Below are 25,114 nucleotides of genomic sequence, written 5' to 3' on the forward strand. Positions count from 1 at the left end.
TGTGGTCAACAGACAGAAAGTCACCAAGCCATGCTCGATGATCACGCGGGCGCACAGCCTTCAGTGGCGGGGAAAGTTAATCAAGAGGCCACAGTAAAAACGGCTAAAGATATTAGCATTTGGCCGCAACAGGCTCCGGCGATTAATGTTAATCCTGAGTTAGAACAGAAAATTGCTACATTACTTGCCACTATGACATTAGAGCAAAAAGTGGCACAGATGATCCAACCTGAAATACGTGATATTACAGTTGAAGATATGCGTAAATACGGTTTTGGCTCATACCTAAATGGCGGTGGTGCGTATCCTAATAATGATAAACATGCCACTCCAGCAGATTGGATAGCCTTGGCTGAGCGTTTTTATCAGGCTTCAATTGATGATTCGCTAGATGGCAGTTCAATACCCACAATGTGGGGGACCGATGCGGTTCATGGTCATAACAATGTCATTGGTGCGACGTTATTCCCTCACAACATTGGTTTAGGTGCTGCCGACAATCCGAAACTGATTGAACAAATTGCCGCTATTACAGCAAAAGAAGTGATGGTAACTGGTATTGACTGGGTATTTGCGCCAACGGTTGCTGTGGTGCGAGATGATCGTTGGGGCCGAACCTATGAAGGCTATTCTGAAGACCCTCGCATTGTAAGAGACTACTCTTTTGCAATCGTTGAAGGTTTGCAAGGTGCCGTAGGGCGTGATTTTTTAACTGATCAACATGTGTTATCAACGGTAAAACATTTTCTTGGTGATGGCGGGACTGAAAAGGGCGTAGATCAAGGCAATAACATTGCTAGCGAACAGGACCTTTATGCCATTCACGCACAAGGTTATGTTGGCGGGTTATCTGCAGGCGCGCAATCTGTTATGGCGTCATTTAATAGCTGGAATGGTGAAAAAATACATGGGAATAAGTATTTGCTTACCGATGTATTAAAAGGCCGCTTTGGGTTTGATGGCTTTGTTGTCGGTGACTGGAATGGTCATGGGCAAGTTGATGGCTGTACTAATGAATCATGCGCACAAGCGGTTAATGCGGGTTTAGATATATTTATGGTGCCTACAGCAGCTTGGAAGCCTTTATATCAGAATACTATTGAGCAGGTTAAGCGTGGTGAGATTGCATTATCAAGAATCGATGACGCTGTGAGTCGTATTTTACGGGTAAAGTTTCGTGCAGGATTATTTGATAAACCCAGTCCTGCTAAACGTCCTCTATCTGGTAAGACTGAACTTATCGGTCAACAAAGCCATCGTGAAGTCGCAAGACAAGCCGTACGTGAGTCGTTAGTGTTACTTAAAAACAACCAAAGTCTATTGCCATTGTCACCTAAATTGAATGTATTAGTGGCCGGTGATGCTGCGGATAATATTGGTAAGCAATCAGGCGGTTGGACCATTACCTGGCAAGGGACTGATAATCAAAATAGTGATTTTCCAGGCGCAAGTTCAATCTTTGCTGGGATTAAAACCACAGTTGATCACGCTGGTGGCATTGCCACATTGAGCGTCAATGGTGATTTTGATGTTGCTAACAAACCTGATGTGGCAATAGTGGTCTTTGGGGAAGAGCCTTATGCCGAGGGAAATGGCGATATTGATAATTTAGAGTATCAACGTGGTGATAAACGAGACCTTGCCTTACTTAAAAAGCTAGCCTCGCAGGGTATTCCTGTGGTGTCTGTATTTATAAGCGGTCGCCCTATGTGGGTAAATGCCGAATTTAATCAATCTGATGCATTTGTTGCAGCATGGCTGCCAGGTTCTGAAGGTAATGGCGTCGCGGATGTATTATTTACTAATGCCGAGGGGAAAGTGCAGTACGATTTTAAGGGTAAACTCTCTTTCTCTTGGCCTGCCACACCTCAGCAAACGACAGTAAATCGCCCTTTAGATGATGGCAATCATCTTGCTCTAAATGCGTATTCACCTTTATTGCCTTATGGCTACGGTTTAGGTTACCAATCAAATATCTCTGAGCATATTAGCTTAGAGGGGTTATCTGAAGACAATTTGTCATCGACTCAAACACTAGAAGATTTAGCTTTATTTGAACGAGCTGTTAAATCGCCATGGTCAATGTTCATTGCGACAGCGACTGAACGAGAGGGTTTATCCAGTAGTGTTGCAAGCAATAGTGCGTTAACTATCCGCACTATGGATAGAGTAGTTCAAGAAGATGCGCGTTTAGTTAAATTCAATGGTACAGAGCTTGGCACTGTTGGCTTACTCAGTAATTTTCCAAGAGATTTTCGAGCTTTTAGTGATACAGAGGCTGCTTTGTCATTGAGCATTAAAGTGGATAATGACTTAACACTTCCCTTATGGCTTGGCATGGGCTGCGAAGGCGAATGTCGTCCGAAGTTCGATATTGCTGGATTGGTTAAACCCGGTGAGTGGCAAAATATCAGTGTGTCATTAAGTTGTTTTAATCAAGATGCTATGGATTTCAGTAAAATCGTGTCGCCATTTTACATAGCGACTAGCGCAAAAGTGCAATTGAGCTTCAGCGATGTCGTGATCCAAGCGCACCATCAAAACAACACCGTGCAATGTGATTAATTTAACAACAAACATACGGTGTAATTAACCCCAACATTCTTAAATTTTTACCCAGGCTAAGCTTTCCTTATAAAAGGAAAGCTTAGCCAAACTCAATCAAAATATGTGCTGAGTAAGCTGTTGATGAACCAATTAGTTGTGGTTTGTTATCTACAATGCGCGATGTTCATCAATTTAGGAGCAATAATGAAGCATATTAAGTCCCGCAATAAATTAGCTTTAAATTTTTCTAGCCTTGCACTATCTGGTTTATTTTTGATTGGCTGTGGTTCAGACAGTACCAGTGTTGTCGACACGCCTGAGGTGGTGCCTCCTGCACCGACAGGTTGGCAAATGGTATGGCAAGACGAATTTGATGGCACTAGTGTTGATAGCACCAAATGGAGTTTCGCGGTTGACTGTTATGGTGGCGGTAATGATGAAGCTCAGTGTTATACCGACCGAGCAGAAAACGCTTCAGTTGCCGATGGTCTACTTACCATCACAGCCCATAAAGAAACCTTCTCTGGGCCAGCGGTTAATGATGCAGATCCTAATTATTCATCGCAAGACACCTCGAAAACACTCAACTATACCTCTGCGAGACTTTTGTCTAAAAACAAAGGCGATTGGAAATACGGTCGTTTTGAAATTCGCGCTAAGTTGCCCCAAGGCCAAGGTACATGGCCTGCTATTTGGATGTTACCTACAGATGTGGTTTATGGCCCTTGGGCTGGCTCAGGTGAAATCGACATTATGGAGGCAGTTAATTTAAAAACAGTGACAAATAACCAGGCACCAGAATCAGCAGTACATGGCACATTACACTTTGGTAAGTCATGGCCAAACAACGTCTATAGTGGCCAGGATTACCATTTAGCCAACGAGCAAAATCCCGCCGATGATTTTCATGTTTATACATTAGAGTGGCAGGAAGATGAAATTCGTTGGTATGTTGATGATGTACATTATGCAACCCAAAGATCATCTGGCTGGTATAGCCAATACATTGATGATAATGGTGATTTGGTCAATGCACCTGGTGATGCGCCTTTTAATCAGCCGTTTCATATGCTGTTGAATCTTGCTGTTGGTGGTTCATGGGCAGCTAATGTGAATAACAAAGGTATTGATGACAGCGTGTTTCCGCAATCAATGTTAATTGATTACGTACGAGTTTATGAATGTGCAGATTCACCTAACACTGGTGAAGGTTGTGCAACCATTGGTGAGGACGCAATTGTAGTACCTGGTCATCAAGCCCCAGAAATTTTAATCCCAAGCAATGAATTTGGCGAAGGTCCTATTTTTAATTTGTTTAGCTTTGGCGATGCCTCTGCTCTGGCAACAGGATTATCTTTTGGCAGTTATAACCCAGATGGTGCCATTTCTCATACGGTTGTTACTGATGAGGTGCGTGGTGAAGTCCTTGAGATTACCAAAACGGGCGCGACGGGTAACCTATTTTTTGAATACCCACCGCGTGCTAATTTAGCTCACTGGCAAGCTTTAGGTGAGTTAGTTTTTGATATTAATATTGTTTCTATTACTGATGGCACCGAGTTGTTGGTCAAGGTGGACAGCGGTTGGCCTAATGTGGGAGATACCGCGATTACATTACCCACTAACCTGAACCTATGGCAGGAAGTGCGAGTACCTTTGGCGAGTTTAGTTACAAATGGTAATCGCTTCTCACCAGGAAGTACGGTTAACTTGGCTGACGTAGTCAACCCATTTGTGATTGAGCCGACAGGTCCTGTGGTGCTTAAACTAGATAATATTCGTTACCAATATCAAGTTGCAGAGCAAGCCGATTTAATCGTTTACGATGACAAAGCGATAGCCCCTTATGCTTTTGGTTTATTTGCGGCATCGGGTCAGTTACTTGAAGATCAAGTTGATGTTGGTGGTGAACATAAAATGGTCACTCAGCTGACTTTTAACACCAACGAAGCCGTCGGCTTTTACCAAAGCACGGGTTCGGTAATGGATTTTAGCGGTTTTAGCACCTTGTCATTCGATTTGAATGTGGTGGCTGACCCACGTGATGTGCGCAGCATGAAGATTAAAATGGATTGCCAAACCCCCTGCAGCTCAGGTGATTTTGATATTAGCGCGCCAGAACTGGGTATTTGGACGCATTATGATATTGCATTAACAGATTTGGTTGCTAATACCGGGTCAACATTAGATTTAACCAAAGTAGATACGCCGATTGTTATTTTCCCTAAATGGGGCGATCAGCAAGGTGTGGTATTGCAAATTGACAACATTAAATTGATGAAATAATGATGACTTAAACATTGAATCCAGTGTGTCGGAGTGCATTATTTATGTTGAATACGAATGCAGGATGCACTGTTTTCTTTGCCAGTTTGAATGGTTAGCTTAGTATCTCTTTTACTGATGTTAATCCAATGTATTCATTTGAAATAGGCTGCATAAACAGCGTTTTTAGTTGTTTTCGATTGAAGTGCAATCAAATAGTTATAAATCAATAGCATTAACAGTGGCATAATATTGATTAAGATTTTCCATTTTATCGATGTTTTTGCTAAGGATTTAATTTGTCTATTTTTGAATTTTCTCAAGCTGAATTACAGCAAATAGTCACTATCGCCAGACAGGCTGGTGATGCCATTATGACCGTTTATGCGCAAACAGATTTGCAGGTTGAGGTTAAACAGGACGACAGTCCCGTAACGGCGGCAGATATAGCTAGTCATAATGTGATTGTTGAAGGCTTAGCCAGAGACTTTTCAAATATCGCTATTATGAGCGAAGAAGATGCCAATATTGATTGGGCAACACGAAAAAACTGGCAAACCTACTGGCTTATTGATCCATTAGATGGCACCAAAGAGTTTATAAAACGTAATGGTGAATTTACCGTTAATATTGCATTAATTCATCAAGGTAAAGCCATAGCTGGCGTAGTTTACGCGCCCGTTTTAGATAAATGTTATTACGGTGTTTTAGGTCAAGGCGCTTGGCTAGAACATCAAGGGCAAGTCGTGAAGTTAGATATTACTCAGCGTAGCATCCAACCAATTCCAGTTGTGGTGGGAAGCCGTTCACATATAAGTCCCGATGTGGCTGAATATTTACACTCTGTCGGTGAGCATCAAATGCTCAGTGTCGGCAGTTCATTAAAGTTTTGTATGGTGGCAGAAGGTCTGGCTGATGTATATCCAAGACTCGGTTTAACCAGCGAATGGGATACTGCCGCAGCTCAAGCCGTTTTAGAGGCCGCTGGTGGTTTGGTCGTTGAATATCCTTTGTTAACGCCATTGCAGTACAACCAAAAAGAAAACATTTTAAACCCGTATTTTATTGCAGCTTCTGCGGCATGGTTTGAGCGTAAGTAGCCTAGTTGTTTGCCTTAATGAATATCGGAACTCATTAATAATCAAATGGAGAGACAAGTTATGATGCGTATGGGCGTCGATCTTGGTGGGACTAAAATTGAATTAGTGGCATTGGCCGATAACGGTGATGAACTATTTCGTAAACGTATTCCTACCCCACGAAATTATCCAGAGACGCTTGATGCCATTATAGGTCTGGTAAACGAGGCTGAAGCAAATTTAGGTGAAACGGGCTCTGTGGGTGTTGGGATCCCAGGTGTGATTTCGCCTTTCACTGGATTAGTGAAAAACTCCAATTCAACTTGGATTAACGGTCATCCTCTAGATAAAGATTTAGGTTCACGCTTAAACCGTGAAGTACGCGTAGCCAATGATGCTAACTGTTTTGCTGTGTCTGAAGCAGTCGATGGTGCCGCAGCAGGTAAAGGTGTTGTGTTTGGTGGCATTATTGGTACTGGTTGTGGTGCAGGTATTGCGATTAATGGTCGTGTGCACCAAGGCGGTAACGGTATTGGCGGTGAATGGGGTCATAACCCATTGCCCTGGATGACAGCAGAAGAGCATAATTCTACTGACTGCTTCTGCGGTAATAAAGATTGTATCGAAACCTTTATTTCTGGAACGGGCTTTGTGCGGGATTTTCGCGCCGCAGGCGGAGAAGCCACTAGCGGTATTCAAATCGCCCAAATGATGGCCGATGGTGACGAGTTTGCCAAACAAGCATTCGATCGTTTCATTGACCGTTTAGCAAGGTCTTTGGCACACGTTATTAATATGATGGACCCCGACATGATTGTCTTGGGAGGCGGTGTTTCTAACATAGATGCCATTTATACCGAGCTGCCAAAAGTCTTACCTCAATATGTAGTTGGCCGAGAGTGCCGCACTCCAGTGGTTAAAAACCTTTTTGGGGCATCATCAGGTGTTCGTGGCGCAGCGTGGTTATGGGGTAAATAGCGCTAATTATACCTTAACATGCCATTGATATTATCAATGGCATTTTTGTTTGCGATTCCCAAAATGGTTTCGCTAAATGTCGACCAAATCGTTACACTATTGTGATTGCTGTCAATTGGATAAGTTTGATGTTCTGGGTTAAAAAAATCGTATCGCAACTGTTTATGCCCATTCCGCTAACGGTATTGCTGATGATCATCGCGGCTGCACTTTGGCGCGGTTCAGCATTAAAACGTACATCTTTTGCAGGGTTGTGCTTGGTTGGTGGGATTATTTTACTGGGTAGTTTAAGTCAAACTAACATCAGCTATCTATTAACAGACTCGTTAGAATCTCAATATAAGGCTAACTCAGCGCCTTTTACTCATCAATCTGCTTGCTGGGTAATGGTGCTTGGCTCAGGTCATAGTGAAAAAGCTAATTTGACTGCGGTGCAACAATTATCCTCTGTGGCATTAGGTCGATTAATCGAAGGGATACGTCAATTATCACTTGGACAAGATTGCCAACTGGTGGTCAGCGGTTGGAATGGTGGTTATATGCAAACGGCCCATGCCAATGTCATGAAGCAGGCTGCCATTGAGCTAGGGGTTAATCCGGATAAAATAACGACTTTCCCCGATGCCAAAGATACCATAGAAGAAGCGATGTTTTTATACCCGTTAGTCGGGCAGCATCCTTTTCGATTAGTCACATCCGCAACCCATATGCCACGTGCTATGATGATTTTTAATTCATTAGGTATGCAGGCAGAAGCTGCCCCAGGTGATTTTATTGCTAATAAAGATTTATGGTGGCGACTTGATGCGGATAATTTGCTTAATTCCCAGAGAAGTATTCATGAATACCTAGGTATGCTGTGGATTAAGTTTAAAGGGGTTTCAGCGGATCAAATGGTAAATCAAGTTTCAATGCCTAGGGCTAATGTCAATGAGTAGCATGCTAACAATTCATCCACAAACGAAGCGTAATGGCTTAACTTTAGCTGTTGCAGGGGCAGTGGGGTTATTACTGAGCTTGGTTTTATTTATAAAGCTAAGCCATTTATTTGCACTTTCTTTGGTCATTTTTGGCCTGTCGATTGTAGGCCTTTTGTTAGGTATAGCTAAGTTAAATGAGCCCGCAGTGAGTCTTGAATTGACTCAGACTGGATTGACGTATTTTCACCGTCGAGGGCAATTCACTATAGGCTGGGATAATATTCAACGACTTGATAACGCACGTGTTACTCAAAATATGGAATTAATTGAATTACCTTATTTAGGGGTAAAGGTGAAAAAAATGAACCCTGTATTAGATTCTATTTCTCCTCGACTCGCCACAGGTTTGTTAACAGAACAACGGCCACTATTGATGACCGCGGCAACACACGATGAAGACTTACAAAGTTTAGAACGTTACATTGGTGCAGAGTTTAATCCCTTCGTAAGCCATGGCGAGCGTTATCGCGGTGTATTGGCAATGTTTGGGCGCCGCAGTGAAACCTTAGCGGAGAATTTGGGCTATCATTTGTACATTTCACACGATGCCCTTGACCGAGACCCAAAACAAATGGTGAGCTTGTTACGCGAGTGGCAACAACAGGCAACAATCAATAACACTTAAGATATTTGCTTGCTTAACACGATTAAATCGCGGATGTAATTGCTGCGATGGCGATGGCGATGGAGTGACTTAGATATTTTCAAAATGAATCGATTCAATCAGCAAACTGCCACTTGCCTTTAGGTTCTTCAACTCATTTGATGTTTCTTTAGTGGCTTATATTTTATGGGTTTTCTTTTATGGACTGAGTTTAAGGGGAGATGATGAAAACCAGTGAAATGTTGCTAGGTGGGTGTTTATGCGGTGCAATTCGTTACCAAACACAGGCGGCGCCTTTTGATGCAGATTACTGCCATTGTCGTCAATGTCAATTATCATCGGGTGCAGTGATGATGGTGTGGATGGATTTTAAGCGTCAGCAGGTGAAATGGTTAAACGGTCACGTAACTGAATTTGCTTCATCAGATAAAATTCGCCGAGGCTTTTGTCAGCAATGTGGTTGCAGTGTAAGTTATCGACATTTGGATTATCCTGACTATCTGACGCTTTCTGTTGCCACTTTAGATAATCCCAACCTAGTGGCACCTAAGTATCATATTTTCACTGACAATCAAGTCAGTTGGTTAACTCTTGAAGATAACTGTCAGCGCTATCCTCAATCGAGATCGTCACCTATCGTGGCGTAAAGGTAAGGGTAATTAAGTCATCAAGCCTAGGCAATATTTAACTTAGCATCACGATGACGTTGACCTAAAAACTGGCCGCCATCAATGACTTCTAATTTTTCACTGTAGGCATCGCCTTCAAACAATCCTGTTGAAGAGATATGTAATTTTTGGCATTGCACCGTACCTTTGACTAAGCCGGTAATGCTAATATCCTGACACTGAATATCTCCGTTTACTTCGCCGCCCGCTTCTACCACTACGTTGCCTTTTGTCGAGATGTCCCCAAGTAATTTGCCGCTGATCATCACATCACCGTTAAAATGGAAATCACCCGTTAATTCACAGCCTTGAGCAATAAAACTGAGTTGTGGAATGTCTTTTTTTTGAGTAAACATGTTAACGCTCTTATTATTATTTGTGTGTTATCAGGTTTGATATTGGTATTGATTTAGTATCCTCATTTTGACAGACATGTAAATCAAAAACACATCTAAACTATCTTGAGGATGTTTTTGTCAGGTGTTTGCTAATGTTATCGCATCAGAAGGGCATGGTGAAACACAGGCACCGCAACCTGTACAGGCGCTAACATCAATAACGGGTTTCGGCACTTGGCCGATAGCCATTACGAAACTGATCGCTCTAGGCTCGCAAGCATCTTTACAACTTTGACACCATACGCCTGTGTTGGTTAAGCACGAATCCTTAATCGAGGCGGTAATAGTCCATGGCGCAGCCTGTTCAGTATCGAATAAAGGCTCACTACAAGCCGTGACGCACTTTTGACAAAAAGTACACTCATTAATACTAAAATCAACCTCAGGAAACCCACCATCACCACGTTTAATTATTTGGGTCTCGCAAGCTTTAATACAGTCATCACAACGAGTACAAATATCGGTAAATTCAATATCTGCTTTTACCCAAGGTGGTCTAATTGCTGAACTTTTTCGACGATTAAATAAACGTCGACGACCTTGGTTTATAGCTTGACTCATTGTCTCTCCTTGCAAAACGACATGTAATGAAACATGAAAATTACTTGTTTTTATAACCATTTGGATTATTAGATTGCCATTTCCAGGTGCTGCTGGCCATGTCTTCAACAGAATGTGTTGCGGTCCAACCTAATTCAGTTGCCGCAAAATTAGGGTCAGCATAGTATTCTGCAATATCGCCAGCTCTGCGGTCAGTGATCTCATATGCAATCGGCATTCCGCAGGCTTTTTCAAATGCTTTCACCATGTCTAATACACTGTAACCTATCCCTGTTCCTAGGTTATAGGTTACAAGCCCTGGTTGGGTATCTAGCTTATCAAGTGCTTTTAAGTGACCGATTGCTAAATCGACCACATGAATATAATCACGCACCCCAGTGCCATCAGGCGTGGCATAATCACCACCAAACACGCTTAGTTTCTCACGTTTGCCTACGGCAACTTGTGAGATAAACGGCATCAGGTTATTAGGTATATCGTTAGGATCTTCGCCGATTAAGCCACTGTCATGCGCGCCAACGGGGTTAAAGTACCGTAAGCAAGCAATGTTCCATTGTGGGTCGGAGCGATAGAGGTCGGCCAAGATATGTTCAACCATCAGTTTAGACTGACCGTAAGGACTGGTTGCCCCAGTTGGGAATTCTTCAGTGATGGGCAAGCTTGCGGGCTCACCATAAACTGTCGCTGAAGAGCTAAATACCAGGTTTTTAACACGATATTCAGCCATAACCTGACACAATACTATGGTGCCGGTGACATTATTTTCATAATATTTAAGTGGCTTGGCAACCGATTCCCCAACAGCCTTTAGGCCTGCAAAGTGAATCACAGAATCAATAACGTGATCGGCAAAAATTTTCTGTAATAATGCTTTATTCAGCACATCACCTTGATAGAAAGTAACCGGTTTATGGCTGATTTTTTCAGCGCGTTTTAAGGCTTCAATGCTTGAGTTTGAAAGATTGTCTACAACGATGACATCCTGTTCGATAGCTAATAATTCCACCACGGTATGAGTGCCAATATAGCCTGCTCCGCCAGTCACTAAAATTGCCATGTTGAATTCCTAAAATGTATTGAGCGTTGAGATAGTCTATTGCACTTATTGTAAATCAGCTGACTAGAATTACTATAAAAAACCTGTATTTAAGTTAAATTTAATCGCTTTATTAGCCATAACCTAACCGTATGTCAAAATACTTATCCAAATTAGGGTGCTGATTTATAAGGTTATTCAGCTTTTTAATATTAATATGTATTTATTTATTTACAAAACATGCTTGTTGCAGCATGGACTATAAACTGTGAGGTAGTTAACAAAATTGATTGGATGACACAATATGATTGCAGTGAAGTTGACGTAAAGTGGAATTATGAATAACGCAGCAAAGTATATTTCTCACCAACCTGATAGCCAAGGATATATTAATTATTCTGAGCAAGAACACGATCTTTGGCAGCAGCTTTATCAGCGCCAAATTACTAACTTGCCTGGCCGTGCGTGTGATGCCTATTTACAAGGAATTGATGCGCTTAATATGTCAGTGGATAAAATCCCACAACTACCGGATTTAGACCGTGTTTTAACTAACACGACAGGCTGGAAAACTGCCGCGGTTCCGGCATTGATTTCTTTTGGTAAGTTTTTTGAATTATTGGCTAGTAAGCAATTTCCTGTAGCGACGTTTATTCGAACAAAGGAAGAATTTGATTACTTACAAGAGCCAGATGTTTTTCATGAAGTATTCGGTCATTGCCCATTACTGACTAACCCTGCATTTGCCAATTTTTCGCACATGTACGGACAATTAGGCTTAGCGGCATCAAAAGAGGACCGCGTATTTCTCGCGCGTTTATATTGGTTCACCGTTGAATTTGGTTTAATGCAAGCTAAAGATGGCTCATTGAATATTTATGGTGGTGGCATTTTAAGTTCACCCGGCGAAACCTTATATGCCTTGGGCGATAAACCTGAGCGTCGACCATTTGATTTATTAGATGTACTGCGTACCCCTTATCGCATTGATATTATGCAGCCGATATATTATGTGATTGAACATATTGATTACTTAGACGAAATAGCCAAAATGGATATTATGTCTTATGTTAACAAAGCCCGTGAGTTGGGGATGTTCGAACCGACATTTGCCCCCAAGGTAAAAGTGGCAGCAAGTTAACTTGCCCTATTTTAAAATAAACAGTAAATAAGATGTATTTAGGAGTACCAATGACCGCACTATCCGAAATGAAATGCGAAGCTTGTCAAGCTGATGCCCCAAAAGTAACCGATGCAGAGCTTGCTGAACTGGTTAGAATGATCCCTGATTGGGCTGTGCAAGTGCGTGATGGCGTGATGCAATTAGAACGTGTATATAAGTTTAAAAACTTTAAATTAGCGATGGCATTCAGTAATAAGTTAGCTGATTTAGCCGAAGAAGAATTCCATCATCCTGGTATTTTTACCGAATGGGGTAAGGTTACTGTGACTTGGTGGTCGCATTCAATTAAGGGTCTGCACAAGAATGATTTCATTATGGCAGCCAAGACCGACCAGTTATTAGATTAACAACAAGACATTTCAATTCAGCGTGTTACGTTAACGTAATGCGCTGAATTCTTCCTCTGTTACAATTCTGCTGTAAACTTCACTTGCCACCACCCGCATAACACACTACCGTATGCTCAGTTTCCAAAGAAAACACTAATAAATTAGGGAATCAAAGCATTATGCGTTTGGAAGTGAGCTGTAACGATCGCGTCGGCCTCGCGAAAGATATCCTCGTCGTACTTGAAAAATATGGCATTAATTTGATTGCCATTGATGCCAGCAACAAAGGCTTTTTGTATTTACAATTTGCCGAAATCAGCTTTGAAATGCTGCGAGAACTGATGCCACTTATTCGTAAAGTGGAAAGTGTCCACGATGTGCGTACTGTGTCATTTATGCCATCAGAGCAAGAGCATTATGCGTTAAAAACCTTGCTCAAAACCTTACCAGATTCGGTATTTTCACTTAATTCAAAAGGGCGAATTCGAATTGTTAATGAATCCGCATTGTTAACCTTGAATATGGCTGAGCATGAAGTCCTTGATGAGTCGCTAAATCATTGGGTTCAAGGTTTCAACTTTTCTCGTTGGTTAAGTGAGCCTCAGGTGCCAGCAGTGGCATCACGTGTGACCATTAATTCCAATGAGTACCTAGCTGAAATGCTGCCAATTTATTTGCCTGATGATAATGATAAAACCATTCTTGCAGGTGCGGTGGTGTCACTCAAATCTCCCGCCAGAGTCGGTAAGCAATTCAATGCATTACAAAATCAAACAACTGGTTTTGATAATGTGTTAGCTGTAAGCGACAAAATGAAAGACGTGCTAAAACAAGCTAAACGTATGGCACAACTTGATGCACCGTTATTAATTACCGGCGAAACGGGAACCGGCAAAGAGTTAATGGCACGCGCTAGCCATGATGCTAGCATGCGTCGGGAGCATCCTTTTATTGCGATTAACTGTGCTGCGTTGCCTGACAGTGTGGCGGAAGAAGAATTATTTGGTTTTGTCAGTAATGGTCAAGTGGTTAAGCGAGGCTTTTTTGAAGAGGCTAAAGGCGGCACAGTCTTTTTAGATGAAATTGCCGAAATGTCTAAGGCAGCTCAGGTTAAACTATTGCGTTTATTGCAAGATGGTGCTTTTAGGCGGATGGGGGGCGATGAAGAAGTGCGCGCCGATGTAAGAATTATTTGTTCTACTCAAAAAAATCTTGCCGAGCTTTGCCAAGCGGGTGAATTTAGAGAAGATTTATACTATCGAATTCACGTACTAAGCTACCACATGCCATCATTGCGTGAGCGCAAAGTCGATGTCATTCCACTGACAGAAATGTTTTTAGAGCATTACAGTCAGCAACTTTCTAGTCCATTAAGGCGTATTTCGGCTTCGTGCCGTGATTATTTGTTCACTTACGCTTGGCCTGGAAATGTTCGCCAGTTAAAAAATGCCATTTTTCGGGCGGTATCTATGTGGGATGGTTCGGCTGAGCTAACCGTAGAACAGCTTAAGCTTCCTTCTTATGCTGAAGGCTTTGGCTATTTTGATGAAGAGTTTGAAGGCACCTTAGATGAGGCCATGAAAGAGTATGAAGCTAATTTGCTGCGTCGTTTATATCCCGCTTATCCAAGTACAAGACAATTAGCCAAAAAACTGGGGGTTTCACATACGGCGATTGCCAATAAACTCCGTGATTATAGTATTTCGAAAAAGCGCTAATCAGCTATCAATAAAATGGTGTAACGTTTTAATGCCAACATTTTGCTGACAATCTGAACAAAGCAAGGCTTGGAAATCATCATTTTCAGGCCTTGATTATAAGTGTATATAAATATTTACAAAATAGTGGTTAATGATAAAAAATGTGATTCAGCGCACAAGCTGTATATTGTGTGAGATATCGGTTATTTCTATCATTAATTAAGCTGTCATTGTCTGATTTAGCTCGCCTTCTTATACGGCTAACGGACATTTTGAATTTAGGAGCAATAATGAAACTTGCAAGTTATAACAATGGTCGTCGTGATGGCCAACTGATGTTAGTAAGCAAAGATTTAACTAAAGCTGTTGCTGTACCTGCAATTGCTCACACTATGCAGCAGCTTCTTGATGCGTGGGATTTATTAAATCCACAATTGCAAGAATTGTACGAAGCATTAAACGCAGGTCAAATGGACAATGCTATCGCGTTTGATGAATCTAAATGTTTGTCGCCATTGCCGCGTGCTTACCAATGGGCTGATGGCAGTGCCTATGTCAATCACGTTGAATTAGTGCGTAAAGCGCGCGGTGCAGAAATGCCTGAAACTTTTTGGACAGACCCATTAGTTTATCAAGGTGGCTCTGACAGCTTTATCGCCCCTAAAGCAGATATTGAAATGGCCAGTGAAGAATACGGTATCGATTTTGAATCTGAAATTGCGGTGATTACTGATGATGTCGCCATGGGTGTCAGCAGCGAAAACGCAGCAAAGCATATTAAATTGCTGATGCTAGTGAATGACGTGTCATTGCGTAACCTTATTCCTGGTGAGCTTGCTAAAGGTTTCGGCTTTTTCCAATCAAAACCCTCTAGTGCTTTTTCTCCGGTCGCGATTACTCCAGATGAACTTGGTGATAAATGGCAAGACAGCAAAGTACATTTACCTTTAGTGACCCACTTAAACAGTGAATTATTTGGCCGTCCAAATGCGGGTGTTGATATGACCTTTGACTTTAGTCAATTGGTATCTCATGTCGCTAAAACACGCCCACTAGGTGCGGGAGCGATTATTGGTTCTGGTACGATTTCAAACTATGATCGTAGCGCAGGTTCAAGCTGTTTAGCTGAAAAACGTATGCTTGAAATTATTGCAGACGGTAAGGCGAGTACGCCTTTCATGCGTTTTGGTGATACTGTTCGTATTGAAATGTTTGATGACAACAATGTCAGCATTTTCGGTTCAATCGATCAGAAAGTTGTTGAGTATAAAGGGTAACTCCTTCGTCAATAACGTAGTATTTGGGCAATAACAGCAGTGTTATTGCCTTTTTTATAGGGAAAATATTATGAAACTATATGGCTATTGGCGTTCAAGTGCCGCTTATCGTGTACGGATTGTGCTTAATTTAAAAAAATTATCAGCCGAGCATATTTCAGTGCATTTAGTCAACAATGGCGGCGAACAGCATAGTGAAGCTTATCAGCAACTAAACCCTCAACATCTAGTGCCGACGTTAATCGACAGCAATGAGCAAGGTGAATTTAGTTTAAACCAATCATTAGCTATCATCGAGTATTTAGAAGAGAAGTATCCGCAAGTTAATGTATTGCCAACAAATATTGAAGATAAAGCCGTAGTAAGAGGCATGGCACAAGCTATTGCCTGTGAAATTCATCCACTGGATAACCTACGTGTTTTACAATATTTGGTAAAAGAAATGGCTGTAGATGAAAGCCAAAAAATGAAATGGTATGCCCATTGGATCCATTTAGGCTTTAGTGCTTTGGAAACCCAACTTGAGCGTTATGCGGGTGAGTATTGTTTTGGTAATAAAGTGACGCTGGCCGATGTCTGTTTAATCCCCCAAGTTTATAATGCCAAGCGCTTTAATGTTCCTTTAGATGCCTATCCTAATATTGTGCGTATATGGGAAAACTGCCATCAATTAGATGCCTTTATTCAAGCGGCTCCAGAACAGCAAGCTGATGCGAGTTAATTTCTATTGATGCTAACTGCTGACAAAATTCCGCTATTCCAAAATCAATCTTCCTCAACCCAGTTGGCTTTATTAACCACGTGGTTTGAGCAAGATGAGATGCGCATGCAGGCATTAGCCGCCTGCGCTGTGGTTTTTGAACGCTTAAACATCGAAGACTGGTCAATAGCAGCCGGGTTTGTCAGAAATTTAGTTTGGGATAAATTACATGGTTTTGCCACCAGTGCATTAAATGATATTGATGTGATTTACTTTAGTGCTGCCGATTTGACTGTGCACACCGAGCAACAAATTCAGCAGGCATTGAACCGCATATTGACGCTGAATTGGTCGGTAAAAAATCAGGCAAGAATGCATATTCGTAATGGTGATGCGCCTTATCTGTGTTGCCTTGATGCCATGGGATATTGGCCTGAAAAACAAACCGCAGTTGCCGTTAAGCTAGTTAATAACACTATTATTAGTCAGCAATATCCTGTTCAAGTGCTAACATCTCGGCCCCTTCAGTCCGCGCACAGATTATTGTTTATCTTTGCCTTTGGTATTGAACATTTATTTAATCGGACTTTATCGCATAATCCCAGGCGGACATTAACCATTTTTGAGCAAAGAGTGACACAAAAAAATTGGCTGATCCGCTATCCTGAGTTAGTGATTAAATAACAATTCGACACTCATTTGCGTTAGATATCGTTATCCATGCTTGCCAAACCTAAATCGTTCAGCTATTTTACTGTTATTATATACAGTGCTTTTGGGGCGGTTTTTATATTCGTGAAATTCCTTTATTGCTTTTTGTGCCGTTAATGAACACCAAGCGATGTCATTCACATGAATATCGGTGCTGCAAATGTATGAGACAAATCAGATGATGATGGGTAAACCAGTTTGAGATTATTTATTGCAGAAAAACCCAGTCTTGGCAGGGCACTCGTTGATGTCTTACCCAAACCACATCAAAAGAGCGATGGTTTTATCAAAGCTGCAAATGGCGATGTGGTAACCTGGTGTATCGGTCATTTGCTCGAGCAGGCAGAACCTGAAGCCTATAACCCAGATTATAAAAAGTGGGCGGTAGAGCATCTGCCAATCGTACCGACAGAGTGGAAACTGGTTGTTAAAGCCAACACCAAAAAGCAATTTACTGTGGTTAAAAAGCTGATTAAACAAGCTGATGTTCTTGTTAATATGGGCGATCCGGACCGTGTTGGGCAGATTTTAATTGATGAGGTTATTAATCATTGCGGTGTTTCTAAAAGCCAAAAAGCACAAGTGTTGCGATGTTTGATCAGTGACTTAAATCCCGCAGCGGTAACCAAATCCTTAAATAACCTGCGTAAAAATACCGACTTTATTCCATTAGCCACCTCAGCCTTAGCCAGAGCCAGAGCGGATTGGCTATATGGTATCAATATGACTCGTTTATGTACCCTGCAAGGCCGTCAATCGGGCTATAACGGTGTTCTGTCTATTGGACGAGTTCAAACGCCTGTGCTTGGCCTTGTCGTGCATCGTGATCTCGAGATTGCAAATTTTGTCTCTAAACCATTTTATGAAGTTGTCTGCCGTTTTAAAACCCGCAATGGTGAGTTTTATCAAGCTAAGTGGCGTCCAAGTAAGGCCTGCGAACCCTATATGGATGAAGATAATCGCGTCTTGTCTAAAGCATTAGCCTTGAATGTGATATCAAGAGTGGCAGGACAAGAGGGTAAGATAGTCAAGGTTTCTCAAGACATCAAAGCCACGCCTGCGCCACTGCCTTATAGTCTATCAGCGCTTCAAATTGATGCGGCTAAACGTTTTGGCATGAGTGCCCAAACCGTGCTTGATACGTGTCAGCAATTATATGAACGCCATAAATTAGTCACCTATCCGCGTTCAGATTGCCGCTACCTTCCTAAAGAGCATTTAAATGATGTTCCTCAAGTTATTGCGGCCATCCGTCATTCGTGTTCAGCGTTAAATGATGCTGCCAATAACGCTAATGCCAGTTTGATAAGTAAAGCATGGAATGATTCAAAGGTGAGTGCTCACCATGCGATTATTCCAACATCGAAATCAACCGATATGAGCCGTCTTTCTGCTGCAGAAAATAACATTTATGAACTAGTAGCTCGGCAGTATTTGATTCAGTTTTACCCTCCATTTGAGTATGTCGATAAACAAATCGATACTGAGGTTTCCGGTGGATTATTTATTGCCAAACAAAAAGAGGTTGTATCACTGGGCTGGAAAAGCTTGTTTCCCTCAAAACCAAATACAAAAGCTGAAGATGACTTTTCGGCGACCAGTTTGCCTAATGTTGAAAAAGGGGATGATGTAGACTGTTTGCAAGCTGAGCTAAAAGAGAAGCAAACTACACCGCCTAAATATTTTACCGATGCAACCTTGCTTGCTGCCATGACAGGTATTGCACGTTATGTGACAGATGCTTCGATAAAAAAGGTGTTACGTGATACAGATGGCTTAGGGACTGAGGCAACGCGAGCGGGGATCATAGAGCTGTTATTTAAAAGACAGTTTTTGACTCGAAAAGGCAAAGATATTCGAGCTACAGATGTAGGAACCCAGCTAATATGTGCATTGCCAGAACGAATGACCATACCTGATATGACCGCCCATTGGGAGTCACAGCTTGAAGCGATCAGCCAAAAAGAAATCAAATACACGCATTTTATGGATCCAATAACCCAAAGCATAAATGAGTTAATTAATGAGGTTAAAGCCGTGACCTTTGGCGGTTTAAAGGGCAAAGGCACACCTTATAAACCTAAAGGGGCTTATAAAGCGAAAGGTAAACGAAGCCGCAAAGTAAAAGCTTAACTATTATTAGTTAAGACTTGATGAGGGGTTGTTAACTTTCGATTTATGTTAACCCTCCCTCTAATCTAACTCGACAAACACGATCCCTTTGCGTTGAATGTAGATGAGCCTTCCTCCAAATAAAAATGCTGCAGAAGTTAATCCTGCTATCAAGCCTGCCCAAAAACCATGTGCCCCCATTGCAGGTACGAATATATCTGTGTAAGCGAGCATATATCCCAATGTCATGCCAACAAACCAGTAAGAGAAAAGGGTGATGTAAAATGCGCTGCGAGTGTCTTTATAGCCTCTTAATGCGCCAGCTGCGACAACCTGAATAGAATCTGATATTTGATATAATGCCGCCATTAACATCAAACTGCCCGCTAAAGTGACCACTTCAGGGTTATCATTGTAGAGTAAGGCGATTTCTTGTCTAAACACCACAGTAGAGATGGCAGTGATCATCGCTAATGACAAAGATAAAGCTAACGCTACATAGGCTACACGTTTGGCGATATCTGTGCGCTCGCGTCCAAGGTAATAACCAATACGAATGGAGGCGGCAATACCAATTGATAATGGCAGCATGAAAACCATAGATGAAAAGTTAAGTGCAATTTGATGGCTAGCGACAACGTTAGCCCCCAATGGCGCTAGAAACAGCGCAATAACGGCGAATAAACTGACTTCAAAAAACAGCGCCATAGCAATAGGGAACCCTAGCTTGCTCATGGACTTCATTGTTGACCATTTAGGTGCAAAAAAATGTTTGAAAGGGGCAATTTCAATGAATTTTTTATCCACTAACATGTAAAGAGCCATTGAGATAAACATGGCCCAAAACACCATAGCGGTCGCTATACCACAACCCGCACCTCCCATGGCCGGCACACCAAATTCACCATAAATAAAAATATAATTAGCAGGAATATTAACCGCTAATCCGACAAAACCAATGATCATAGTTGGCATAGTGTAGGAAATACCTTCACTACAACCTCTAAGTACTTGATATAAAGCAAATGCGGGAGCGCCCCACAGAATACCATCGATATAGCCAACCGTGAGTCGATGTAATTCAGGTTCTAAATCCATGAAATCCAAAATATAACTGGAACAGGCTAAAAAGAACATCACACCTAAAGAACCAATTATGGCAATATAGCCAGCTTGAAAAAGTAAATTTGGGATCACCTTTTGATTGTTCGCGCCGTGATGCTGCGAAAATACAGGGGTGAATGCCATTAATAAGCCTTGCACAAACAATATTGCAGGTAACCATAAACTGGTCCCCACAGCGACAGCCGCCATATCGACAGCACTGACGCGACCTGCCATTACGGTATCAATAAACCCCATCATGGTTTGGGTGACTTGCGCAATGAGAATAGGTAAGGCAAGTTGTATTAATCGCTGGGCTTGAAAGCCGGTGTTGTTCATATTTAGCCCATCATTAAACGAGAGTTATGTTATGTTTACAGGAATTGTACAAGCCACATGTGAAGTGGTTTCGGTTCAACAGCAAGCTGGATTGAAACGTTTTGAAATTGCGTTAAAGCCTGAATTGCTTGACCGTTTACAGATAGGGGCTAGTGTTGCCACCAATGGCGTTTGCTTAACGGTAACTAAGATAGCGAATGATAAGGTTTTCTTTGATGTAATGGAAGAAACATTAAGCCTGACAAACTTAGATAAAGTCCAACAAGGTGATCAAGTTAACATTGAACGTTCACTCACCTTCGGCAGCGAAATTGGTGGTCATATTCTATCAGGGCATATTCATACCCAAGCTGAAATTGTAGCCATTAGTGATACAGCGGAGCATTACAATATCGAACTTGCAATTGATGCAAAGTGGAGAGACTACATTTTTTATAAAGGTTTTGTAGCGGTCAATGGTTGTAGTTTAACCGTAGGGCAATTAACTGAACACGGTTTTAAATTACACTTAATACCAGAAACCTTGCGCTTAACCAATCTTGATTTTCAAGCTGTTGGCGACAAAATGAACATTGAAATCGATAGCCAAACTCAAGTTATTGTGGACACAGTTGAACGTATTCTGGCTAAAAAGCAATTAAGCTAATAGCCAATCATTTTAGCGGTAAGTTATTATATTGATGCTGATTAGTATATTTGCTCATCATCAGAATCAATAAACAATTGTATTGTTCGTCTGTTGTCATCTAAATGCATTCTAATATGGATTGGATTACAGCAGATGCGGCAATCATCATAATACTCCTGATCACCTGAACTAGCATCTATCGTCACATGTTGATGATGTCCGCAGTGGGGGCAACTGATTGCTCTAGATAAAAGCTTCATGATTTATCTCCTTAACGTCCTGATACAAGGTTAATGCACTCGGTCATCTCGATAGGTTGACTGTCAATTATAAATATAGTGCGCCTAGCACAAATGTACATTTTGTCGGAGTGATTAAATTAATCCGCTTAAAGTTGATTTTAGGGAGGTTAAAGGTTGATCCTCGTTGAGGTTGTCACATACAATTGGCGGCTACATTTTTGGGTAATTAAGACTCTTGTACTGTCTTTATTTCATTAATGTTTATCACTCATTTTACATTAAACCAAGTGGCCCTACGTGTGGGTCACCACTGGACAAGGAATTTTCATGCCTATTATTACATTGCCTGATGGCAGCAAACGTGAGTTTGCCAATCCTGTATCTACTCTCGATGTTGCAGCTGATATTGGCCCTGGCTTAGCCAAAGCCTGTATTGCTGGTCGCGTTAATGGTGAATTAAAAGACGCTTGTGACATTATTTCAACCGATGCGGATTTATCTATCATCACGGCTAAAGATGAAGAGGGTGTTGAAATCCTTCGCCATTCTTGTGCACATTTGTTAGGTCATGCAATCAAGCAATTATGGCCTCAAACAAAAATGGCCATTGGTCCTGTTATCGATAACGGCTTTTATTACGATATTGATTTAGAGCACAAGCTAACCCAAGACGATATAGATGCGTTAGAAAAACGTATGATGGACTTAGCTAAAACAAATTATGACGTGGTTAAGCGTGTTGTATCTTGGCAAGAAGCCCGTGACGCATTTAGCGAGCGTGGTGAAGAATATAAAATTGCCATTTTAGATGAAAACATCAGCAAGGATGCCACGCCTGCGTTATATCATCACGAAGAATATACCGATATGTGTCGTGGTCCACACGTACCTAACATGCGTTTTTGCCAACATTTTAAATTAATGAGTGTTGCCGGTGCATATTGGCGTGGTAACTCTGACAACAAAATGTTGCAACGTGTTTATGGTACTGCTTGGGCAGACAAAAAAGCCCTTAAAACACATTTAACTCGTTTAGAAGAAGCGGCAAAACGTGATCATCGTAAAATTGGTAAGCAATTAGATTTGTACCATATGCAAGAAGAAGCCCCTGGAATGGTGTTCTGGCATAACGATGGTTGGAGCTTATTCTTAGAGTTAGAAAAGTTCATTCGTCAAAAACTAGGCCAATACACTTACCAAGAGGTGAAAGGCCCATTAATGATGGACCGTGTATTGTGGGAGCGTTCAGGTCACTGGGATAAATATTCAGAAGCCATGTTCACCACCAAGAGTGAAAACCGTGAATATGCGGTCAAACCAATGAACTGTCCAGGTCATGTCCAAATATTCAACCAAGGCCTTAAATCATACCGCGATTTGCCGTTGCGTATGGCTGAGTTCGGTTGTTGTCATCGTAATGAGCCATCAGGTTCTTTACATGGATTGATGCGCGTTCGTGGTTTTACTCAAGATGACGCCCATATCTTCTGTACTGATGATCAGGTTCAAAAAGAAGTGAGTGCTTGTATCCAAATGGTATATGACACTTATGCCACTTTTGGTTTTGAAAACATTGTGGTCAAATTATCAACACGCCCAGAAAAGCGTATTGGTGATGACGATATGTGGGATCGTGCTGAAGAAGCACTCAAACAAGCACTTAAAGCGAATAATATTGAATTTGAAATATTACCAGGTGAAGGTGCTTTCTACGGTCCTAAGATTGAGTTCACATTACACGATTGTTTAGATCGCGCTTGGCAGTGCGGTACTGTACAATTAGATTATGCATTACCGTCACGACTTGGGGCAACTTATGTTGCTGAAGACAATAGTCGCCAGACACCAGTAATGATCCATCGTGCTATTTTAGGGTCGTTAGAACGTTTCCTCGGTATTTTGATTGAAGAATATGCTGGTAAATTCCCAACATGGCTTGCACCAATGCAAGTTGTTGTAATGAATATTACTGACAAACAGTCTGAATATGTTGAAGAAATCGTTAAATTCTTCAAAGAACAGGGCATTCGTGCATCTTTTGACTTGAGGAATGAGAAAATAGGCTTTAAAATACGCGAACACACCTTAAGACGTGTGCCTTATTTATTGGTCGTAGGTGATCAAGAAATGGAAAATAAGGAAGTTGCGGTGCGTACCCGTGACGGTATCGATTTAGGTAAGCTAAAACTAGAAGATTTTGCTACCAAGATACGTCAACAGATTTCGCTCCGTAGTCTAAAATTGTTGGAGGAATAGGTCATAAAGATCAAGAGAGCAGCAGGGCGACAACCAGCGCCTAATAGAATCAATGATGAAATCACCGGTGTTCCTGAAGTCCGTTTATCGGGTTTAGATGGTGAGCCAATTGGTATCGTTAGCATTAAAGAAGCCCAGAGTGTAGCAGATGAAGCAGGGGTAGACCTTGTAGAAATCAGCCCTAATGCTGAGCCTCCAGTTTGTCGCATAATGGACTACGGTAAGTTCCTTTTTGATAAGGCTAAGGCCCAAAAAGAACAAAAGAAGAAGCAAAAACAGGTTCAGGTTAAGGAAATTAAATTCCGTCCTGGCACTGATGAAAACGACTATCAGGTAAAACTACGCAACCTGATACGTTTTCTGGAAGATGGGGACAAAGCGAAAATTACGCTGCGTTTCCGTGGTCGCGAAATGGCACACCAAAACCTAGGTATGGATCTTTTGAACCGTATCAAGGCTGATTTGGAAGTATATGCGGTTGTCGAATCTTTCCCGAAAATGGAAGGCCGACAAGCAATTATGGTCCTAGCACCTAAAAAGAAATAGTAGGGCAACCAATTAAAAAGTAGCGAAGACTCTTTTGAGGACTTCGCTCGCCTTACGTTTTATTAACGTCCCAATGCGGAGTTTTAGAAATGCCTAAAATGAAAACAGACAAGGGTGTACAAAAGCGCTTCAGAAAAACCGCTAATGGTTTCAAGCGTAAACAAGCACACTTACGTCACATTTTGACCAAGAAGAGCACTAAGCGTAAACGTCACTTACGTGCTAAATGTTTAGTAGCTAAGTCTGATGTGCCAGCAATTGCACGTCAACTACCATACGCTTAATTAAAGGAGCAATGAACAATGCCTAGAGTTAAGCGTGGTGTAACCGCTCGTGCTCGTCACAAGAAAGTACTTAAATTAGCTAAAGGTTATTATGGCGCTCGTAGCCGTACTTTCCGTGTTGCTGTTCAAGCAGTAACTAAAGCTGGTCAATATGCTTACCGTGACCGTCGTCAAAAGAAACGTCAATTCCGTCAATTATGGATTGCACGTATCAATGCGGCTTCTCGTCAAAATGGTCTGTCTTACAGCCGTTTCATCAACGGTTTGAAAAAGGCGTCTATCGAAATCGATCGTAAGATTTTGGCTGACATCGCTGTATTCGACAAAGTTGTATTTGCAACTTTAGTTGAAAAAGCAAAAGAAGCTTTAACTAAGTAATTAGTTAGTCGGCTTTGAAAAGAGGAACCTTCGGGTTCCTTTTTTTATGGCTGGATTTTACCTATTTAATGGCAATAGGCTTACCATTAAGGCATAAATTTAGCGTTGATCAAACCAACTTTAAGTTTAATACTTGGGACTGTTGATCTTTGCTGGTTAAATTTTGCTAGAGTTAACAACGTTTTATTTGAGGCGAATGTATTAACGCC

General features: G+C 41.6%; 24 protein-coding genes. 19 read left to right on the forward strand and 5 right to left on the reverse strand.

Annotated features, from left to right (window positions below; translation table 11 throughout):
• Nucleotides 1-30 precede the first annotated feature (30 nt).
• From IEY03_RS00750 to IEY03_RS00780, 7 genes are all read left to right on the forward strand, one after another.
• On the forward strand, nucleotides 31-2,565 hold the full coding sequence (locus IEY03_RS00750) for a glycoside hydrolase family 3 protein (protein WP_188840006.1): 2,535 nt from the start codon (nucleotides 31-33) through the stop codon (nucleotides 2,563-2,565).
• Between the two features lie 186 nt (nucleotides 2,566-2,751).
• A complete protein-coding gene (locus IEY03_RS00755; protein WP_188839433.1) occupies nucleotides 2,752-4,833 on the forward strand; it encodes a glycoside hydrolase family 16 protein in 2,082 nt (693 codons plus the stop codon).
• Nucleotides 4,834-5,111: 278 nt separating this feature from the next.
• Nucleotides 5,112-5,912, forward strand: coding sequence for a 3'(2'),5'-bisphosphate nucleotidase CysQ (cysQ, locus tag IEY03_RS00760; RefSeq protein ID WP_188839434.1), 801 nt, complete (start codon nucleotides 5,112-5,114; stop codon nucleotides 5,910-5,912).
• Between the two features lie 60 nt (nucleotides 5,913-5,972).
• On the forward strand, nucleotides 5,973-6,869 hold the full coding sequence (gene mak / locus IEY03_RS00765) for a fructokinase (RefSeq protein WP_188839435.1): 897 nt from the start codon (nucleotides 5,973-5,975) through the stop codon (nucleotides 6,867-6,869).
• A 128-nt stretch (nucleotides 6,870-6,997) separates the two neighbouring features.
• Nucleotides 6,998-7,807, forward strand: a complete 810-nt coding sequence (locus IEY03_RS00770) for a YdcF family protein (RefSeq protein ID WP_188839436.1) — start codon at nucleotides 6,998-7,000, stop codon at nucleotides 7,805-7,807.
• A complete protein-coding gene (locus IEY03_RS00775) occupies nucleotides 7,800-8,474 on the forward strand; it encodes a DUF2982 domain-containing protein (protein WP_346055548.1) in 675 nt (224 codons plus the stop codon). The genes IEY03_RS00770 and IEY03_RS00775 overlap by 8 nt, the downstream gene beginning before the upstream one ends.
• A gap of 203 nt (nucleotides 8,475-8,677) precedes the next feature.
• Nucleotides 8,678-9,100, forward strand: a complete 423-nt coding sequence (locus IEY03_RS00780) for a GFA family protein (RefSeq protein WP_188839438.1) — start codon at nucleotides 8,678-8,680, stop codon at nucleotides 9,098-9,100.
• Between the two features lie 26 nt (nucleotides 9,101-9,126).
• Here the strand turns inward: IEY03_RS00780 and IEY03_RS00785 are convergent, their stop codons facing one another.
• The 3 genes from IEY03_RS00785 to galE form a co-directional block, all read right to left on the reverse strand.
• On the reverse strand, nucleotides 9,127-9,477 hold the full coding sequence (locus IEY03_RS00785; RefSeq protein WP_188839439.1) for a bactofilin family protein: 351 nt from the start codon (nucleotides 9,475-9,477) through the stop codon (nucleotides 9,127-9,129).
• Between the two features lie 120 nt (nucleotides 9,478-9,597).
• Nucleotides 9,598-10,080, reverse strand: a complete 483-nt coding sequence (gene napF, locus IEY03_RS00790; protein WP_188839440.1) for a ferredoxin-type protein NapF — start codon at nucleotides 10,078-10,080, stop codon at nucleotides 9,598-9,600.
• Between the two features lie 40 nt (nucleotides 10,081-10,120).
• Nucleotides 10,121-11,137, reverse strand: coding sequence for a UDP-glucose 4-epimerase GalE (gene galE, locus IEY03_RS00795; RefSeq protein ID WP_188839441.1), 1,017 nt, complete (start codon nucleotides 11,135-11,137; stop codon nucleotides 10,121-10,123).
• Nucleotides 11,138-11,453: 316 nt separating this feature from the next.
• Between galE and phhA the strand changes: the two genes are divergently transcribed.
• The 7 genes from phhA (at nucleotide 11,454) to IEY03_RS00830 (ending at nucleotide 19,149) form a co-directional block, all read left to right on the forward strand.
• Nucleotides 11,454-12,257, forward strand: a complete 804-nt coding sequence (gene phhA, locus IEY03_RS00800; RefSeq protein ID WP_188839442.1) for a phenylalanine 4-monooxygenase — start codon at nucleotides 11,454-11,456, stop codon at nucleotides 12,255-12,257.
• Between the two features lie 50 nt (nucleotides 12,258-12,307).
• A complete protein-coding gene (locus IEY03_RS00805; RefSeq protein WP_188839443.1) occupies nucleotides 12,308-12,646 on the forward strand; it encodes a 4a-hydroxytetrahydrobiopterin dehydratase in 339 nt (112 codons plus the stop codon).
• Between the two features lie 161 nt (nucleotides 12,647-12,807).
• On the forward strand, nucleotides 12,808-14,346 hold the full coding sequence (gene tyrR, locus IEY03_RS00810) for a transcriptional regulator TyrR (RefSeq protein WP_188839444.1): 1,539 nt from the start codon (nucleotides 12,808-12,810) through the stop codon (nucleotides 14,344-14,346).
• A 272-nt stretch (nucleotides 14,347-14,618) separates the two neighbouring features.
• Entirely contained in the window at nucleotides 14,619-15,605 is a 987-nt protein-coding gene (locus IEY03_RS00815; protein ID WP_188839445.1) for a fumarylacetoacetate hydrolase family protein, read from the forward strand.
• Between the two features lie 70 nt (nucleotides 15,606-15,675).
• Nucleotides 15,676-16,326, forward strand: a complete 651-nt coding sequence (gene maiA / locus IEY03_RS00820; RefSeq protein ID WP_188839446.1) for a maleylacetoacetate isomerase — start codon at nucleotides 15,676-15,678, stop codon at nucleotides 16,324-16,326.
• A gap of 9 nt (nucleotides 16,327-16,335) precedes the next feature.
• The gene (locus IEY03_RS00825) at nucleotides 16,336-16,989 is read left to right on the forward strand and encodes a nucleotidyltransferase family protein (RefSeq protein ID WP_188839447.1); all 654 of its coding nucleotides are present in this window, start codon (nucleotides 16,336-16,338) and stop codon (nucleotides 16,987-16,989) included.
• 225 nt (nucleotides 16,990-17,214) lie between these two features.
• Nucleotides 17,215-19,149 (forward strand): DNA topoisomerase III, encoded by a 1,935-nt coding sequence (locus IEY03_RS00830; RefSeq protein ID WP_188839448.1) that lies wholly within the window; start codon nucleotides 17,215-17,217, stop codon nucleotides 19,147-19,149.
• 60 nt (nucleotides 19,150-19,209) lie between these two features.
• Here IEY03_RS00830 and IEY03_RS00835 read toward each other — a convergent pair whose 3' ends face one another.
• Entirely contained in the window at nucleotides 19,210-20,571 is a 1,362-nt protein-coding gene (locus IEY03_RS00835) for an MATE family efflux transporter (protein ID WP_188839449.1), read from the reverse strand.
• 31 nt (nucleotides 20,572-20,602) lie between these two features.
• On the opposite strand from IEY03_RS00835, the gene IEY03_RS00840 reads away from it, so the two are divergent.
• Nucleotides 20,603-21,217, forward strand: coding sequence for a riboflavin synthase subunit alpha (locus IEY03_RS00840; RefSeq protein ID WP_188839450.1), 615 nt, complete (start codon nucleotides 20,603-20,605; stop codon nucleotides 21,215-21,217).
• 41 nt (nucleotides 21,218-21,258) lie between these two features.
• On the opposite strand, the gene IEY03_RS00845 is transcribed toward IEY03_RS00840, so the two are convergent.
• A complete protein-coding gene (locus tag IEY03_RS00845) occupies nucleotides 21,259-21,459 on the reverse strand; it encodes a CPXCG motif-containing cysteine-rich protein (RefSeq protein ID WP_188839451.1) in 201 nt (66 codons plus the stop codon).
• A gap of 309 nt (nucleotides 21,460-21,768) precedes the next feature.
• Here IEY03_RS00845 and thrS point away from each other — a divergent pair, with 309 nt between their 5' ends.
• The 4 genes from thrS to rplT all read left to right on the forward strand — a co-directional run bounded on the left by thrS (nucleotide 21,769) and on the right by rplT (nucleotide 24,905).
• Nucleotides 21,769-23,697 carry a threonine--tRNA ligase gene (gene thrS / locus IEY03_RS00850; RefSeq protein ID WP_188839452.1) on the forward strand — a complete coding sequence of 643 codons (1,929 nt, stop codon included), beginning with the start codon at nucleotides 21,769-21,771 and terminating at the stop codon, nucleotides 23,695-23,697.
• Nucleotides 23,698-23,700: 3 nt separating this feature from the next.
• Nucleotides 23,701-24,243: a translation initiation factor IF-3 gene (gene infC, locus IEY03_RS00855; protein WP_248986376.1), complete on the forward strand. Its 543-nt coding sequence runs from the start codon at nucleotides 23,701-23,703 to the stop codon at nucleotides 24,241-24,243.
• Nucleotides 24,244-24,332: 89 nt separating this feature from the next.
• Nucleotides 24,333-24,527: a 50S ribosomal protein L35 gene (gene rpmI, locus IEY03_RS00860; RefSeq protein WP_055023949.1), complete on the forward strand. Its 195-nt coding sequence runs from the start codon at nucleotides 24,333-24,335 to the stop codon at nucleotides 24,525-24,527.
• 18 nt (nucleotides 24,528-24,545) lie between these two features.
• Nucleotides 24,546-24,905: a 50S ribosomal protein L20 gene (gene rplT / locus IEY03_RS00865; protein WP_188839453.1), complete on the forward strand. Its 360-nt coding sequence runs from the start codon at nucleotides 24,546-24,548 to the stop codon at nucleotides 24,903-24,905.
• The last annotated feature ends 209 nt before the right edge of the window (nucleotides 24,906-25,114 follow it).

It is taken from the genome of Shewanella aestuarii, assembly GCF_014647215.1.
Classification (GTDB): Bacteria; Pseudomonadota; Gammaproteobacteria; order Enterobacterales; family Shewanellaceae; genus Shewanella; species Shewanella aestuarii.

Bases quoted from the DNA above. Each gene is read 5' to 3' on its own strand.
- maiA (WP_188839446.1), top strand. From the start codon at position 15,676: ATGAAACTATATGGCTATTGGCGTTCAAGTGCCGCTTATCGTGTACGG.
- thrS (WP_188839452.1), top strand. From the start codon at position 21,769: ATGCCTATTATTACATTGCCTGATGGCAGCAAACGTGAGTTTGCCAAT.
- phhA (WP_188839442.1), top strand. From the start codon at position 11,454: ATGAATAACGCAGCAAAGTATATTTCTCACCAACCTGATAGCCAAGGA.
- IEY03_RS00825 (WP_188839447.1), top strand. From the start codon at position 16,336: ATGCTAACTGCTGACAAAATTCCGCTATTCCAAAATCAATCTTCCTCA.
- IEY03_RS00775 (WP_346055548.1), top strand. From the start codon at position 7,800: ATGAGTAGCATGCTAACAATTCATCCACAAACGAAGCGTAATGGCTTA.
- mak (WP_188839435.1), top strand. From the start codon at position 5,973: ATGATGCGTATGGGCGTCGATCTTGGTGGGACTAAAATTGAATTAGTG.
- IEY03_RS00770 (WP_188839436.1), top strand. From the start codon at position 6,998: ATGTTCTGGGTTAAAAAAATCGTATCGCAACTGTTTATGCCCATTCCG.
- IEY03_RS00840 (WP_188839450.1), top strand. From the start codon at position 20,603: ATGTTTACAGGAATTGTACAAGCCACATGTGAAGTGGTTTCGGTTCAA.
- napF (WP_188839440.1), bottom strand. From the start codon at position 10,080: ATGAGTCAAGCTATAAACCAAGGTCGTCGACGTTTATTTAATCGTCGA.
- IEY03_RS00780 (WP_188839438.1), top strand. From the start codon at position 8,678: ATGAAAACCAGTGAAATGTTGCTAGGTGGGTGTTTATGCGGTGCAATT.
- IEY03_RS00815 (WP_188839445.1), top strand. From the start codon at position 14,619: ATGAAACTTGCAAGTTATAACAATGGTCGTCGTGATGGCCAACTGATG.
- tyrR (WP_188839444.1), top strand. From the start codon at position 12,808: ATGCGTTTGGAAGTGAGCTGTAACGATCGCGTCGGCCTCGCGAAAGAT.
- IEY03_RS00805 (WP_188839443.1), top strand. From the start codon at position 12,308: ATGACCGCACTATCCGAAATGAAATGCGAAGCTTGTCAAGCTGATGCC.
- IEY03_RS00835 (WP_188839449.1), bottom strand. From the start codon at position 20,571: ATGAACAACACCGGCTTTCAAGCCCAGCGATTAATACAACTTGCCTTA.
- rpmI (WP_055023949.1), top strand. From the start codon at position 24,333: ATGCCTAAAATGAAAACAGACAAGGGTGTACAAAAGCGCTTCAGAAAA.
- galE (WP_188839441.1), bottom strand. From the start codon at position 11,137: ATGGCAATTTTAGTGACTGGCGGAGCAGGCTATATTGGCACTCATACC.
- IEY03_RS00845 (WP_188839451.1), bottom strand. From the start codon at position 21,459: ATGAAGCTTTTATCTAGAGCAATCAGTTGCCCCCACTGCGGACATCAT.
- IEY03_RS00755 (WP_188839433.1), top strand. From the start codon at position 2,752: ATGAAGCATATTAAGTCCCGCAATAAATTAGCTTTAAATTTTTCTAGC.
- IEY03_RS00750 (WP_188840006.1), top strand. From the start codon at position 31: ATGCTCGATGATCACGCGGGCGCACAGCCTTCAGTGGCGGGGAAAGTT.
- rplT (WP_188839453.1), top strand. From the start codon at position 24,546: ATGCCTAGAGTTAAGCGTGGTGTAACCGCTCGTGCTCGTCACAAGAAA.
- IEY03_RS00785 (WP_188839439.1), bottom strand. From the start codon at position 9,477: ATGTTTACTCAAAAAAAAGACATTCCACAACTCAGTTTTATTGCTCAA.